13 protein-coding genes are annotated in these 15,345 nt (G+C 60.0%); 3 read left to right on the top strand and 10 right to left on the bottom strand.

Translation table 11 applies throughout. From position 1 onward, the window contains the following. Window positions 1-27: 27 nt before the first annotated feature. Complete coding sequence (gene uvrB, locus RY075_RS07140; RefSeq protein WP_233131893.1) at window positions 28-2,043, bottom strand: excinuclease ABC subunit UvrB; 2,016 nt, start codon at window positions 2,041-2,043, stop codon at window positions 28-30. Between the two features lie 749 nt (window positions 2,044-2,792). Between uvrB and RY075_RS07135 the strand changes: the two genes are divergently transcribed. After that, the gene (locus RY075_RS07135; RefSeq protein ID WP_003858522.1) at window positions 2,793-3,515 is read left to right on the top strand and encodes an ATP-binding cassette domain-containing protein; all 723 of its coding nucleotides are present in this window, start codon (window positions 2,793-2,795) and stop codon (window positions 3,513-3,515) included. Here the strand turns inward: RY075_RS07135 and bioD are convergent. Genes bioD through bioB form a run of 4 tightly spaced genes read right to left on the bottom strand, consistent with a single transcriptional unit; the run spans window position 3,478 to window position 7,105 of the window. Then, window positions 3,478-4,179, bottom strand: a complete 702-nt coding sequence (gene bioD, locus RY075_RS07130) for a dethiobiotin synthase (protein ID WP_003858523.1) — start codon at window positions 4,177-4,179, stop codon at window positions 3,478-3,480. The genes RY075_RS07135 and bioD overlap by 38 nt on opposite strands. Beyond that, window positions 4,172-4,927, bottom strand: a complete 756-nt coding sequence (gene bioC / locus RY075_RS07125; RefSeq protein ID WP_032608895.1) for a malonyl-ACP O-methyltransferase BioC — start codon at window positions 4,925-4,927, stop codon at window positions 4,172-4,174. The genes bioD and bioC overlap by 8 nt, the downstream gene beginning before the upstream one ends. Next, window positions 4,911-6,068, bottom strand: a complete 1,158-nt coding sequence (gene bioF, locus RY075_RS07120) for an 8-amino-7-oxononanoate synthase (RefSeq protein ID WP_003858526.1) — start codon at window positions 6,066-6,068, stop codon at window positions 4,911-4,913. The genes bioC and bioF overlap by 17 nt, the downstream gene beginning before the upstream one ends. Next, the gene (gene bioB, locus RY075_RS07115; RefSeq protein WP_003858529.1) at window positions 6,065-7,105 is read right to left on the bottom strand and encodes a biotin synthase BioB; all 1,041 of its coding nucleotides are present in this window, start codon (window positions 7,103-7,105) and stop codon (window positions 6,065-6,067) included. The genes bioF and bioB overlap by 4 nt, the downstream gene beginning before the upstream one ends. Window positions 7,106-7,173: 68 nt before the next feature. Between bioB and bioA the strand changes: the two genes are divergently transcribed. Together bioA and RY075_RS07105 are read left to right on the top strand one after the other, a co-directional pair. Beyond that, the gene (gene bioA, locus RY075_RS07110) at window positions 7,174-8,481 is read left to right on the top strand and encodes an adenosylmethionine--8-amino-7-oxononanoate transaminase (protein WP_109948657.1); all 1,308 of its coding nucleotides are present in this window, start codon (window positions 7,174-7,176) and stop codon (window positions 8,479-8,481) included. Between the two features lie 47 nt (window positions 8,482-8,528). Beyond that, on the top strand, window positions 8,529-9,005 hold the full coding sequence (locus RY075_RS07105; RefSeq protein WP_003858531.1) for a kinase inhibitor: 477 nt from the start codon (window positions 8,529-8,531) through the stop codon (window positions 9,003-9,005). Window positions 9,006-9,071: 66 nt separating this feature from the next. On the opposite strand, the gene hutH is transcribed toward RY075_RS07105, so the two are convergent. From hutH to hutI, 5 genes are all read right to left on the bottom strand, one after another. After that, window positions 9,072-10,592, bottom strand: coding sequence for a histidine ammonia-lyase (gene hutH / locus RY075_RS07100; RefSeq protein ID WP_003858532.1), 1,521 nt, complete (start codon window positions 10,590-10,592; stop codon window positions 9,072-9,074). Next, a complete protein-coding gene (gene hutU, locus RY075_RS07095; RefSeq protein WP_003858533.1) occupies window positions 10,589-12,277 on the bottom strand; it encodes a urocanate hydratase in 1,689 nt (562 codons plus the stop codon). The genes hutH and hutU overlap by 4 nt, the downstream gene beginning before the upstream one ends. Before the next feature lie 127 nt (window positions 12,278-12,404). Further along, window positions 12,405-13,139 carry a histidine utilization repressor gene (locus RY075_RS07090; RefSeq protein WP_003858534.1) on the bottom strand — a complete coding sequence of 245 codons (735 nt, stop codon included), beginning with the start codon at window positions 13,137-13,139 and terminating at the stop codon, window positions 12,405-12,407. A gap of 19 nt (window positions 13,140-13,158) precedes the next feature. After that, window positions 13,159-14,097: a formimidoylglutamase gene (gene hutG, locus RY075_RS07085; protein ID WP_003858535.1), complete on the bottom strand. Its 939-nt coding sequence runs from the start codon at window positions 14,095-14,097 to the stop codon at window positions 13,159-13,161. Further along, entirely contained in the window at window positions 14,094-15,317 is a 1,224-nt protein-coding gene (gene hutI, locus RY075_RS07080; RefSeq protein ID WP_045346786.1) for an imidazolonepropionase, read from the bottom strand. Before hutI ends, hutG begins: the two co-directional genes overlap by 4 nt. Window positions 15,318-15,345 lie beyond the last annotated feature (28 nt).

Raw genomic sequence — 15,345 nt, 5'->3', positions numbered from 1 at the left:
AGGGAGAAAACGCCACCGGGCAAAAAACTACGATGCCGCAATAAACAGATCCCGCAGCTGATGCAGCTGATCGCGGATTTGCGCAGCCTCTTCGAACTCCAGGTTCTGCGCATGCTGCATCATCTGCCCTTCCAGCTCGTGGATCTTCTGCTGCAACGCTTTCGGCGTCAGCGCGACGGTATCCTCTTCCACCACTGAACGGGCCTTGCCGCGGCCTTTCGCTTTAGTCTTCGCAATGTTCTGACCCAGCGCCAGGATATCCACCACCTTCTTGTTCAGCCCCTTCGGCGTGATGCCGTGCTCTTCGTTATAGCGCTGCTGCTTCTCGCGACGACGTTCCGTTTCGCCAATCGCTTTGGCCATCGACGGGGTGATTTTATCCCCGTACAGGATCGCCTTCCCGTTGACGTTACGCGCGGCGCGGCCAATGGTCTGGATCAGCGAGCGCTCGGAACGCAGGAAGCCCTCTTTGTCCGCGTCCAGAATCGCCACCAGCGACACCTCAGGCATATCCAGCCCTTCTCGCAGAAGGTTAATCCCTACCAGCACGTCGAACTCGCCCAGACGCAGATCGCGGATGATCTCCATACGCTCCACGGTATCGATATCCGAGTGCAGATACCGCACCTTCTCGCCGTGTTCTTCCAGATACTCCGTCAAATCTTCCGCCATACGTTTGGTGAGCGTGGTAACCAGCACGCGCTCGTTGATGGCGGAACGGGCACGTATTTCCGAGAGCAGATCGTCCACCTGCGTCGCCACCGGACGCACCTCGATAATCGGATCCAGCAGCCCGGTCGGACGCACCACCTGGTCCACCACGTCATCACCGGATTTTTCCAGCTCGTAGTTGCCCGGCGTCGCCGATACGTAGATGGTCTGCGGAGCAAGCGCCTCAAATTCTTCAAACTTCATCGGACGGTTGTCCAGCGCTGACGGCAGTCGGAACCCGTACTCAACCAGCGTCTCTTTACGCGCGCGGTCACCGCGGTACATCCCGCCGATCTGGGGGATCGTAACGTGTGATTCGTCGATCACCAGCAGGCCGTCCGCCGGAAGGTAGTCAAACAGCGTCGGCGGCGCTTCGCCCGGCCCGCGCCCGGATAGGTAGCGCGAGTAGTTTTCGATGCCGGAGCAGTAGCCCAGCTCGTTCATCATCTCCAGATCGAACTGGGTACGCTGGCTCAGGCGTTGCTCTTCCAGCAGCTTATTGTTCGCCAGCAGCACCTTGCGGCGGTCCGCCAGCTCAATTTTGATCTCTTCCATCGCCTGCACGATACGCTCGCGTGGCGTCACGTAGTGCGTTTTCGGGTAGATGGTGAAGCGCTGGATCACCGACTCGACGTGACCGGTCAACGGATCGAACAGCGACAGGCGTTCAACCTCTTCGTCGAACAGCTCCACGCGCAGCGCCATGTCGTCCGATTCCGCCGGGAAGATATCAATCACCTCGCCGCGCACGCGGAAGGTCCCGCGCTGGAACGCCTGATCGTTACGGGTGTACTGCAACTCCGCCAGACGGCGCAAAATCGCCCGCTGATCGATGATCATCCCCTGCGTCAGGTGCAGCATCATCTTGAGATAGAGATCCGGATCGCCCAGGCCGTAGATCGCCGACACCGAGGCCACCACCACCACATCACGACGCTCCAGCAGCGCCTTGGTCGCCGACAAACGCATCTGCTCGATATGTTCGTTCACCGAGGCATCTTTCTCGATAAACGTGTCGGAGCTGGGAACGTAGGCTTCCGGCTGGTAGTAGTCGTAGTAGGAGACGAAATACTCCACCGCGTTTTCCGGGAAGAACTCTTTCATCTCACCATACAGCTGCGCCGCCAGCGTTTTGTTCGGCGCGAGGACCATCGTCGGACGCTGGAGATCGGCAATGACGTTGGCAATGGTGAAGGTTTTGCCCGAACCGGTAACCCCCAGCAGGGTCTGGTGCGCCAGCCCGTCCTCCAGCCCCTCTTCCAGGCGACGAATAGCCTCGGGCTGATCCCCGGAAGGACGGAAAGCAGAATTCAGTTTAAACGGTTTACTCATGGGCGACGACCTGATGACAGAATAAGCGGCAGGTGAGTAATTTTACTCGTTGTGGCCAGGATTGCCAGTAAAAAACACTGGATGAAAAACCAGTAGCGTGTCAGGATATTTAGCGTAGCGCAGAGAGGATTAGTGCGTTCGCGAGCCAAATTTCGACTGTGACAAAATAAAACACCAGCCTCAGGGGGTTATCCCCAGAACTATTACTTTTTTAACATTTGTCAAGGGCGGTTATGAAAGTTTTATGGCAACAGGTGTCGCTGGCGTTGAGGGAATTGCTTTTATCTAATTCGTTAAAAAATAAAGACTAATTTATTAAGCCGCGTTTCCCATCAATTTGGTCGTAACCCGCGTATTCTCTCGCTTATCGCGTGTTTTCTAACTCTAATGCACAAGGTTATCCACAGGAATAGTGGATAACTGCCTCCAGCCCGTACAGCATGCACTTCAGCAAATTCCCGGTTTTTCCCACGAAGCGGCAGTAAAAAATTTTTATCACTCTTTTTTGCCTGGAAAACGTTCATTTTTTCATAAGCAACTGGCGAGATCTTAATCACAATTCTGTCATTTCTCCTGCACCACGATTCGACATACGCGGCACCGGGAATGTGCATTTCGTATAAACGTACAGCTTTTGATAGTGAGTTATTCCTAAAAATGGCCTTTTTTTAATCATTATGAAGTTCCTGGCAGGCGTTTTGCAGACATCACTCTGTGCATCACCCCCACACATTTTTAAGGAGAGAAAGATGTTGAGTCTGCGTGCTGTAAATCAGTTTTACGGAAGCCAACATACGCTATGGAACGTGAATATCGATTTCCCGCAAGGCATCTGTACGGGCATTGTTGGCCTGCCTGGCATGGGTAAATCCACGCTCATGAACTGCATTACCGGAAAGGTGCCCGTTGAGAGCGGCACCATCATCTGGCATGAGGCTGGCGCGCCGCCGCGTAATTTGCTCAGCCCTGCGTCAGCATTCACGGCGCCGCCGACGATAGGCTACGTCCCGCAGGATCGGCGGATATTTTCCCAGCTGACCGTCGATGAAAATCTGCATATCGCTATGCGGGCGACAGGGAAACCTGACCCGACATCAAAAAGTGACGTGTATGCCCTGTTTCCGGAGCTCTATCCGCTGCGACAGAGCCGTGCCTCTTCGCTGTCCCCTGACGACCAGTATCAGCTGGCCCTCGCCAGTGCGCTGGTTAATCGCCCGCGCGTGTTGATTCTGGATGAGCCCATGCATGGCGCAGGGCACGGTTTCGCGCGCAGGCTGGGGCAGCTGCTGGTGCGGCTGAATCGGGAGCTGGGAATGACGGTGCTGTTAGCTGAGCAACAGCTGTCGTTTATCCGCCGGGTAGCGGATCGTTTCTGCATGCTCTATCGCGGGCGTAACGTGGCACAGGGCCACGTTAACGAGCTGGATGACGACCTTATTGCGCACTGGATGGCGCGGGACATAAGGCGCTAAGGTCAAGATAGCGTCCGGTTTCCGCCTGCTCTGCGCCGTCGGCAAGCCACGGGATCTCGCCGAGAAACGGCGCAGGCAGCCCCCGCTTCAGCGTCGCCAGATACTCAGCATGACGTTTACCCGGCGCAACCACGTCATTGGCAATCCACCCTGCCAGACGCAACCCGGCCTGCTGCACGGCCTGAGCGGTCAGCATGGCGTGATTGATACAGCCAAGCTTCACGCCGACCACCAGAATGACAGGAAGCTGCTCGGCCTGCACCCAGTCAGCAAATGTCTGCTCGTCGGACAGCGGGGTAAACCAGCCGCCAGCCCCCTCCACCAGCACCCAGTCGGCCTGCGTTTCCAGGTCGCGTAACCCGGAAGAGAGCACCGAAAAATCAATCGGACGATCTTCATCGGCGCTGACGATGTGCGGCGAGGTGGGTTCAGCAAAGGTATAGGGGTTCACCGCAGAATAGGCCAGCGCAAGGCTGCTATTACGCTGTAGCGCCAGCGCATCGGTATTGCGTAAGCCTTCCGGCGTCATCTCGCTGCCGGAGGCTACGGGCTTATACCCGGCAGTTGTTTTCCCCAGCAGACGCGCCGCCTGCAACAGCGCGGCGCTGGCAACCGTTTTACCGACTTCAGTGTCCGTGCCGGTAACAAAATAACGTTCAGTCACGTTCAATAATCCCATGAAAAAGATGATAAGAGAGCGGGAACCGGCCCCGCTCCTGCGGCCAGGCCAGCTCGAGACGCTGGAGTTGTCCGCGGGTAAGGGGTTTCTTCTCCCGTCCGGCGTGCAGGTGCGTCGCGCCTATGCCCTTAAGCGATCGCATGGCGCTTAACGCATCGCTAAATTCGAGGGTGACGGTCTGGACCACGCTGCGATAGCGCCAGCCTGCCAGCGCCTGAGTGACCTGTTCGTGCGAGAGAAACCGGTTGGCATGAGGCTGTGCATCCACTGCCCTCCACGCCTGATTCAGCTCCGGCAACGAACTTTCCAGCAGGGTGGTAAAGGCCACCGCTCCGCCGGGCCGCGCCACGCGGTATAACTCGCGTAGGGCCTGCGGCAGGCTGGCGCACCACTGCACCGCCAGATGGCTCCAGACGAGGTCAAACAGCGCATCCTCCAGCGGGATGGCCTCGATATCGGCCACCAGATAACGGTCTGCTGACTGCTGCTGGCGGGCTTCATCCAGCATCTGCGCGGATAAATCCAGCGCCGTGACGTGGCTACCTGTTGCGCGCCAGTAACGGCTATTGCCGCCTGGCCCGCAGCCTGCGTCGAGCACCTGCGCAAAACGCCCGTCACCGAGCGCGGCCAGCAGCCCGCGGGCGCTCAGGCGTTGCAGCTCATCGTGCTGTGAATAGCTTTGCGCTGCCCGGCCAAACGCGGCGGCAACGGCCTGTTTATTGACGAGAGACATACAGTGCCTCCAGAAGCGTATCGATATCCTGCGGCTCATGCGCTGCCGTGAGCGTCAGACGCAAGCGCGCGGTGCCTGGTGGCACGGTGGGTGGGCGGATCGCCGTGACCCACTGCCCGCGTTCTCGTAGCGCCTGTGCCACCATCAGCGCCCGATGGTTTTCACCCACAATTACGGGCTGAATGGCGCTGTGCGAGTCGGTAAGCCGGTAAGACAGCTCGCTTATCCCCCGGCGAAAACGCTGAATATGGTCGGCCAGGCGCGCCCGGCGTTCAGCGCCGTCTTCGCCGCGGATCACCGCAAGCGACGCAGAGAGCGCCACGGCCTGCGCCGGGGGCATGCTGGTGCTGTAGATCAGGTGACGGGCGAACTGCACCAGGTAATCGGCCACCGGCTCGCTGCACAACACCGCGGCGCCGCTGACGCCGAAGCCTTTGCCGAAGGTGACCACCAGCAGTTCCGGCCTGACGCGTTGCTGGTGCGCGCTTCCGCGCCCCTCCTCGCCGGTGACGCCAATGCCGTGGGCATCGTCGACCAGCAGCCAGGCGTTCTGCTGTTTTGCGACGTCATGCAAGGTGGCAAGGGGCGCGCTGTCGCCGTCCATGCTGAATACCCCTTCCGTCACCGCCAGCTGAAGCCCAGAACAGGGTTTACCCAGCAGAACGTTCAGCTGAGAGGCATTGTTATGGGCAAAACGCCGCAGCTGCGCCGGGCTGAGACTGGCCGCTTCAAGCAGAGACGCGTGGCTCAGGCGGTCCGCGACGATGCGGTCATCTTTGCCCATCAGGGCGGCAATCACCGCCTGATTCGCGGCAAAACCGGAGATAAACAGCAGCGCCCGCGGGTAGCCCAGCCAGTCGGCCAGCTCTTCCTCCAGCGCCTGATGCGCCGTGGTGTAGCCGCTGACGTGCCCGGAGCCGCCGCTGCCCACGCCGTAACGATCCGCGCCCTGCTGCCAGGCGCGAACGATCTGCGGGTGCTGGCTCAGTCCCAGATAATCGTTGCTGGAGAAATTACAGAACCGCTCTCCTTCCCGGGTGAGAAAACGGCCTGCACCGTTTTCCACTACCCTGCGCACCCGAAACGCATCCGCCGCCCGCCGCTCGTCGAGCGCGGTCCTGATACGTGCCTGCCAGGTCATACGGCTGCCGCGTTGTAGAACTGGTCGGTGTCGGCGTTAAAAATCTGCTGCTCCAGCTGCTGCTGTTGCTCGTTATCCCCCACCTGTACCCCGGTCTGGTGTGGGTTCAGCCCCAGCTTGCGGAACAGCTGGACATCTTTGTCCTCTTCCGGGTTTGGCGTGGTCAGCAGTTTGCAGCCGTAGAAGATGGAGTTGGCCCCGGCCATGAAGCACATCGCCTGGGTCTGCTCGCTCATCTGCTCACGACCGGCAGAGAGGCGAACGTAAGAGGTCGGCATCATGATGCGCGCCACCGCGATGGTGCGGATGAAATCGAAGGCATCCACGTCCTCGTTATCCGCCAGCGGCGTGCCTTTTACCTTCACCAGCATGTTGATGGGCACGCTTTCCGGCGGGGTCGGCAGGTTTGCCAGCTGTAACAGCAGGCCGGCACGATCTTTTACCGTCTCGCCCAGTCCCACGATCCCGCCGGAACAGACCTTGATCCCCGCATCACGCACTTTATCCAGCGTGTCCAGACGCTCCTGATAGGTACGCGTGGTGATGATGTTGCCGTAGAACTCCGGCGAGGTATCAAGGTTGTGGTTGTAGTAATCCAGCCCCGCCGCCGAGAGACGCTGCGCCTGCTCTTCGTTCAGCGTACCCAGGGTCATGCAGGCTTCAAGCCCCATCTCCTTCACCCCCTTCACCATCTGCTCCAGATAGGGCATGTCGCGGTCATGCGGATTTTTCCACGCCGCGCCCATGCAGAAGCGGGTCGAGCCAGCGTTTTTGGCCTTGCGCGCGGAGTCGAGCACTTGCTCGACTTCCATCAGGCGCTCGGATTCGAGACCGGTTTTATAGCGCGCGCTTTGCGGGCAATATTTGCAGTCTTCCGGGCAAGCCCCGGTTTTGATCGACAGCAGCGTGCTGACCTGAACATGACGCGGATCGAAGTGCTGGCGGTGCACCTGTTGCGCCTCAAACATCAGCTCCAGGAAAGGTTTATTGAATAATTCAGTGACTTGCGACATCGTCCAGCGTGCGTGGTGAGCCATCGGGCTTCTCCAAAGGGTTTTGTTAATTGTCGGTTCGGTTTATACTTGTAAACCTAAAACTTTTCAAAATGGTTTACAAGTCGATTATGACCCAGGACGATCTCGCCTTCGACAAGCAGCATATCTGGCACCCTTACACCTCCACGACCCGCCCCCTTCCCGTCTATCCGGTAGCCTCTGCCCACGGCTGCGAGCTGCATCTCGCCAGCGGCGAGCGGCTTGTTGACGGGATGTCCTCCTGGTGGGCGGCGATCCATGGCTACAACCACCCGCGTCTGAACGCGGCGATGAAAGCGCAGATTGACCAGATGTCACACGTGATGTTTGGCGGGATCACGCACCAGCCCGCGGTGGATTTATGCCGTCGCCTGGTAGCGATGACGCCTGAATCGCTGGAGTGTGTTTTCCTGGCCGACTCCGGCTCGGTGGCCGTGGAAGTAGCGATGAAAATGGCGTTGCAGTACTGGCATGCGAAGGGCGAAACGCGCCAGCGGTTCCTCACCTTCCGCAACGGCTATCACGGCGACACCTTCGGGGCGATGTCGGTGTGCGATCCGGACAACTCCATGCACAGCCTGTGGAAAGGCTACCTGCCGGAAAACCTGTTTGCGCCAGCCCCGCAGAGCCGCTTCGACGGCGAATGGGACGAGATGGACATGGTGGGCTTCGCGCGGCTGATGGCGGCCCATCGCCACGAGATTGCCGCCGTTATTCTCGAACCGATTGTGCAGGGCGCGGGCGGAATGCGGATCTATCACCCCGAGTGGCTGAAGCGCATTCGGAAGATGTGCGACCGCGAAGGAATTTTGCTGATTGCCGATGAGATCGCCACCGGCTTTGGCCGTACCGGGAAGCTGTTTGCCTGCGAGCATGCGGGGATCGCGCCGGATATTCTGTGCCTGGGGAAAGCGCTCACCGGCGGCACCATGACGCTCTCCGCCACGCTCACGACCCGCCAGGTGGCCGACACCATCAGCGACGGTGAAGCCGGCTGCTTTATGCACGGCCCGACGTTTATGGGCAACCCGCTGGCCTGCGCCGTGGCAAGCGAAAGCCTCGCCATTCTGGAGAGCGGCGCGTGGCAGACGCAGGTGGCGGCGATTGAGGCGCAGCTGAAGCAGCAGTTAAGCGCGGCGGCGGAGGCGGAATACGTCGCGGACGTCCGCGTACTGGGCGCCATCGGGGTAATCGAGACAACGCATCCGGTGAACATGGCCGCGTTGCAGCGCTTCTTCGTTGACCAGGGCGTGTGGGTGCGACCTTTCGGTAAGCTGATTTACCTCATGCCGCCGTACAGCATTTCTGCGGATCAGCTCCGCAAGCTGACCGGGGCAGTGGTTGAAGCCGTTAACACTTCAGCGCATTTCGCGATTTAACCCCATGCGTTACACTTTCTGAATGAGTGAGTAACGAGGAAAATCGGATGAAAATCATCAGTAAAGATTTGCGCGACGGCGAAAAGCTGCCGGAACGTCACGTGTTTAACGGGATGGGTTATCAGGGGGATAATATCTCTCCCCATCTGGCGTGGGACGATGTGCCAGCGGGAACCAAAAGTTTTGTTGTGACCTGCTACGATCCGGATGCGCCAACCGGGTCGGGCTGGTGGCACTGGATCGTGGCAAACCTGCCCGCCGACACGCGCGTATTACCGCAGGGCTCCGGTTCCGATCTGGTTGCTCTGCCTGACGGTGCGATTCAGACGCGCACTGACTTTGGCAAAGCGGGCTACGGCGGCGCGGCGCCGCCAAAAGGGGAAACGCACCGCTATATCTTCACCGTGCACGCGCTGGATGTGGACAAGATTGAGGTCGACGAAGGGGCGAGCGGCGCGATGGTAGGCTTTAACGTGCATTTCCATTCGCTGGGTAGCGCGTCGATTACGGCGATGTATTCGTAATCGTGCGGGCTGATGCCCTCACCCCGGCCCTCTCCCACAGGGAGAGGGTTAGGGTGAGGGTAAAAATCACAGCACGGAAGGCAATAACCCCACCAGCCGCCCTTCTTCCAGAAGCTGCATCGCCTTATCAATATCCGGCGCAAAGAAGCGGTCGTCATCGTAGTGCGTAACGTGCTCGCGCAGCGTATGACGCGCCTGCTCCAGCAGCGGGCTGGATGTTAGCCCTTCGCGCAAATCAATACCCTGACACGCCGCCAGCCACTCCACCGCCAGCACGCCGCGGGTGTTAGAGGCCATCTCCCACAGACGACGCCCGGCAGCCGGGGCCATCGACACGTGATCTTCCTGGTTGGCTGAGGTTGGCAGGCTGTCCACGCTGTGCGGGTGCGACAGCGCCTTGTTCTCGCTTGCCAGTGCCGCGGCGGTGACCTGGGCGATCATAAAGCCCGAGTTCACGCCGCCGTTACGCACCAGGAATGGTGGCAGCTGGGACATGTGCTTATCCATCATCAGCGCGATTCGACGCTCAGACAGCGCCCCGATTTCGGCAATCGCCAGCGCGATATTATCTGCCGCCATCGCCACCGGCTCGGCGTGGAAGTTGCCGCCAGAAACCACCTCGTTTTCCTGGGCAAACACCAGCGGGTTATCGGACACCGCATTGGCCTCCACCAGCAGCACTTCTGCCGCCTGGCGCAGCTGAGTCAGGCATGCGCCCATCACCTGCGGCTGGCAGCGCAGGGAATACGGATCCTGCACCTTCTCGCAGTTATGGTGTGATTCGGCAATGTCGCTGGTATCGGTAAGTACGTGGCGGTACATGGCAGCGGCATCAATCTGACCGCGCTGGCCGCGCACCTCGTGGATGCGGGCATCGAACGGACGACGCGAGCCGAGCACCGCCTCAGTGGTCAGCGCACCGCACACCACCGCCGAGGCGAACAGATCTTCCGCTTCAAACAGACCGCGCAGCGCGAAAGCGGTCGACGCCTGCGTGCCGTTGAGCAGCGCCAGCCCCTCTTTTGCCGCGAGGGTGATCGGCGTTAAACCGGCTTTTTTCAGCGCCTCTTTCGCAGGCAGCCACTCCCCTTGCCAGCGCGCCTGGCCTTCACCCAGCAGGAGCAGCGACATATGCGCCAGCGGCGCCAGATCGCCGGAGGCGCCGACGGAGCCCTTCGCCGGGATCCACGGATAAACTTCCGCATTGACCAGCGCCATCAGCGCCTGGATCACGCTCAGACGAATGCCGGAAAACCCACGCGCCAGGCTGTTGATTTTCAACACCATCATCAGGCGGACGATCTCATCGTCCAGCGGCTGGCCAACCCCCGCCGCGTGCGACAGCACCAGCGAACGCTGTAAATTCTCCAGATCGTGCGTGGCGATGCGGGTCTGCGCCAGCAGGCCAAACCCGGTATTGATGCCGTAGGCGGTGCGCCCCTCCGCCACAATCGCCTCCACGCAGGCCACGCTGTCGTTAATGGCACGGTGGGCGCTTTCATCAAGGGAGAGTGTCACCGGCTGACGCCAGACGTGACGCAGCTGTTTGAGCGTCAGCGAGCCGGGAGTAAGTGTTAACGCGTTCATGCAGGCTTTCCTTGTGTGGCGGGGATCATCGGCAGATTCAGGCCCTGCTCTTTGGCACAATCAATGGCAATCTCGTAACCCGCATCCGCGTGACGCATCACGCCGGTTGCCGGGTCGTTGTGCAGCACGCGAGCGATACGCGCGGCCGCTTCATCAGTTCCGTCACAGACGATGACCATCCCGGAGTGCTGGGAGAAGCCCATCCCGACGCCGCCGCCGTGGTGCAGCGACACCCAGGTCGCGCCGCTGGCGGTGTTCAGCAGGGCATTCAGCAGCGGCCAGTCGGAGACCGCATCCGAGCCGTCGCGCATGGCTTCGGTTTCACGGTTCGGACTGGCGACAGAGCCGGAGTCCAGGTGGTCGCGGCCAATGACGATCGGCGCGGAGACTTCGCCGCTGCGCACCATTTCGTTAAAGGCGAGGCCGAGTTTTTGCCGCCACTCCAGCCCGACCCAGCAGATACGCGCCGGCAGGCCCTGGAAGTTAATGCGCTCGCGCGCCATATCCAGCCAGCGATGCAGGTGTTCGTCATCGGCGACAATCTCTTTCACTCTGGCATCGGTTTTGTAGATATCCTCCGGATCGCCGGACAGGGCAACCCAGCGGAACGGCCCAATGCCGCGGCAGAACAGAGGACGGATATAGGCGGGCACGAAGCCGGGGAAGTCAAAGGCGTTATTCACCCCCATTTCTTTCGCCATCTGGCGGATGTTATTCCCGTAATCAAAGGTCGGAATACCCATCTTACTGAAGGCCAGCATCGCGGAGACGTGTTCCGCCATGGCGCGTTTAGCCGCCAGTACCGTGCCCTCAGGATCGGTTTCCGCTTTTTGCTGGTAGTCTTCCCACGTCCAGCCTTTTGGCAGATAGCCGTGGAGCGGATCGTGAGCGCTGGTCTGGTCGGTGACCAGATCCGGACGCACGCCGCGCGCCACCAGTTCCGGCAGAATATCCGCCGCGTTGCCGCACAGGGCAACCGACACGGCTTTGCCTTCAGCGGTGTACTTTTTGATGCGCGCCAGCGCGTCATCGAGGTTGTCGGCCTGTTCATCGACATAGCGGGTACGCAGACGGAAATCGATGCGGCTCTGCTGGCACTCAATGTTCAGGGAGCACGCGCCCGCCAGCGTCGCGGCCAGCGGCTGCGCGCCGCCCATGCCGCCCAGTCCGGCGGTGAGCACCCAGCGGCCTTTCAGTGAGCCGTTATAGTGCTGACGGCCCGCTTCCACGAAGGTTTCATAGGTGCCCTGCACAATCCCCTGGCTGCCGATGTAGATCCAGCTACCGGCGGTCATCTGGCCGTACATGGCCAGCCCTTTTGCGTCCAGCTCGTTGAAGTGTTCCCACGTCGCCCAGTGCGGCACCAGGTTGGAGTTGGCAATCAGCACGCGGGGCGCATTTTTATGGGTTTTGAATACGCCAACCGGTTTGCCGGATTGCACCAGCAGCGTTTCGTCGTTTTCGAGATTCGTCAAAGACTCGACAATCGCGTCATAGCACGCCCAGTTGCGTGCGGCGCGGCCAATGCCGCCGTAGACCACCAGCTCGTGGGGATTTTCTGCTACCTCAGGATCAAGGTTGTTCATCAACATGCGCAGCGGTGCTTCGGTGAGCCAGCTTTTTGCGGTGAGCGTGGTGCCGCGCGCGGCGCGGACATCCTGCTTGCGGTATTTATCTGACGACATTGTGTGTTCCTCATAAGGGACAGATGATGCATTTAGATATACTTGTATAGACAAGCACACACAAGGTCGGATTTAACAAAAAAGATACAATTTTGCTATATTGCGTTAGCGATCACGCTTATAAAACTTATGACATAAAGTGGCCCTGCAACCGGTAGCGATTTCCCGGGAACAGCAGCTTCGCATGCGACACAATTTGCGAGGACGACCAGGTACGACGGCGGATCAGCAGGCAGGGATCGTGCTCTTTAATACGCAACAGCTCGCATTCCTGCGGCGTGGCGCGCACGGCTTCCACGATATGCTCCCCTTCCGTCAGCGGGGCGACGAGCGAGAGATACGCATGCGGTGTGGTTTGGGTGTAATCCTGATTCAGATAGTCCGGTATCCGCTCCGCGTTGACGCAGCGATCTTCAATCTGGACCGGAATGTCGTTCTCATAGTGCACCATCACCGAATGGAAAATCCGGGTGCCCTCGGTAACGTTCAGCTCGATGGCCTGTTCGGCGCTGGCCTGCGTCTCTTCAAGCACCAGCACCTCGCAGTGGTGCTGATGGTTGCGGGCGGCAATTTCATCGGCAATGCTGCGGATTTCAAACAGCGCCGACTGTCCTTTTGGCTCCGCCACAAATGTCCCGACCCCTTGCAGGCGCACCAGCAACCCTTCATCGGTCAGTTCACGCAGTGCGCGGTTGATGGTCATTCGGCTAAAGCCAAACTGCGCCACCAGCTCGGCCTCGGACGGAATGCGGTCGTGCGGGCGCCAGACGCCGGCGGCGATTTTTTCGCTGATCGCCTGCTTCACCTTTTCGTAAAAAGGCGCGGGAGGACTCGGCTGCGGCAGGGGCGAGCGTGAAAACATCATGACTCCTTGAATGTTGTTATGCCCACCAGTGAGCAATTTGCCAGGCCAGTCGGGCGGCAAGCTTCGCCCCCTGACCGTCCCGATCGTAGTGCGGATTAAATTCCACCAGATCCGCCGCCTGTAGTTTACCGCTTCGGCAGATACGCTCAATCACCGGGAACAGATCCAGCGCCGGGATCCCCAACGCCGCAGGGGCGGACACGGCGGGCATTTCTGCGGCAGGCAGCACATCGAGGTCAACGGTGAGATAAACCCGGTCTGCCTGCGTAAGCACGCTATCCAGCGCGGATAGCGCATCCCGGCGAAAATCGAGATCTTCAACCAGCGTCACGTTCAACCGCTCAGCTTCCTCCCACAGCGCCTGAGTATTCGCCGCACGGCTTACCCCCAGGCAGGCGTAGTGAAACACCCGAGACTGAGACGCGCAGTAGTGCGCCAGCTGGCGGAACGGCGTGCCGGACGTTGCCCGTTCAGCCTTGCGTAAATCGAGGTGCGCATCCAGGTTGATCACCGCAATGCGATCGTTCGGAAAGGCGTCCAGCACGCCGCGCCCGTGCGCCCAGGCGGTTTCATGTCCACCGCCGAAAACCAGAGTACGCATCCCGGATTGCTGGCACGCGGTTATGGCCTCGCTCAGCGCCTGCTGTGCCGCCTCCAGCGCGTGGCCTTCAACATAAACAGAACCCATATCCACGAGGCGCGCATGCCCCTGATGGCTCGCCATATTCGCCAGCGCGCCGCGCAACACATCGGGCGCCTGTGCAGCACCGGGCCTGCCCTGGTTACGCTTAACCCCTTCATCACATTCAAAGCCCAGCAGGGCAATGCCTGACGGCACGGGAGAAAAGTGTTCGCGCTGCTGTATGGTCTGGAAGAGACGTTTCGCGGTGCTGGACTCGGCGCTGTCGTCACGCCCCTGCCAGACCTGCGGGGAGACGGGATGCCACAGTTTCATGCTACCTGCCCCCGAAACACGCGTTGATACAAAGGATTCCGCCCCGGCTCGTAAACCATCTCAACCGGATGATTCGCCTCCCAGACGACGAAATCAGCCACATAACCGGGCTTTAACTGCCCGTGCGTCGCAGCACGTCCTAGCGCCTGCGCCGCATGCCGCGTCACGCCAGCCCAGGCCTCTTCCGGCGTGAAGCCAAACTGGACGCAGGCCATGTTCATTGCCAGATGCAGGCTGGCAAACGGACTGGTGCCCGGGTTGTAGTCGGTAGCCACCGCCATCGGCACACCCTGCTCTCTGAGCTGCGCCACCGGTGGACGCTGGCGCTCCTGAAGAAAATAGAACGCGCCGGGGAGCAATACCGCCACCGTGCCGCTTTGCGCCATCGCCTGAATACCTGCATCATCGAGATACTCAATATGATCGGCCGACAGCCCTTTATACTGGCTGACCAGCGCCGCGCCGCCAAGATTCGACAGTTGTTCTACATGCCCTTTTACCGGGATCCCGAGCGCGGCGGCGGCCCTGAACAGGCGCTCGGTTTGCGCCGGGGTAAAGCCGACGTTTTCACAAAACACGTCCACCGCTTCAAATAACTCTTTTTGCCACAGCGTGGGCATGATCTGCTCACAGACCAGTGCCAGATAGGCATCCGGATCCTGTCGGTACTCGGCAGGAACGGCGTGCGCGGCCAGCAGCGTCGGGCTGATATCGACCAGATTATTCAGGCTGAGCTGGCGGGCAACCAGCAGCATTTTCTCTTCGGCTTCGGCATTCAGACCGTATCCTGATTTGATTTCAACGGTCGTTACGCCTTCATTCATCAGCCGCTGGAGTCGCTGCTGCGCCACCGTCAGGAGCGTTTCCGGCGAACTGTTGCGGGTGGCCGTGACCGTGGCGTTAATTCCGCCGCCCTGCGCGCTAATGGTCTGATATGACACGCCGTTAAGCCGTTGCTCCCATTCCGCTGCACGATCGCCGCCGAACACCAGATGGGTGTGGCAATCGATCAGGCCGGGAGTAACCAGACGCCCGTCGAGATCGACACACTGACGATGCCCGGAGGGGATCTCGGATTCAGGAATAATGGCCAGAATCGTCTGGCCGCGCACAACGAGGGCATGTTGTTCTCTCAGGCCGTAGGGTTCCGCCTCGCCTGTCGCCAGGGTTGCCAGTCGCGCATTTCGCCATATAACATCATCGGGATTAAGCTGCTGCATGTGCCTTCCACTTGTCATGGGTTGTATA

It is taken from the genome of Enterobacter sp. JJBC, assembly GCF_036936505.1.
Lineage (GTDB): Bacteria > Pseudomonadota > Gammaproteobacteria > Enterobacterales > Enterobacteriaceae > Enterobacter > Enterobacter hormaechei_C.
This window is presented reverse-complemented; position numbering and strand designations above follow the sequence as displayed.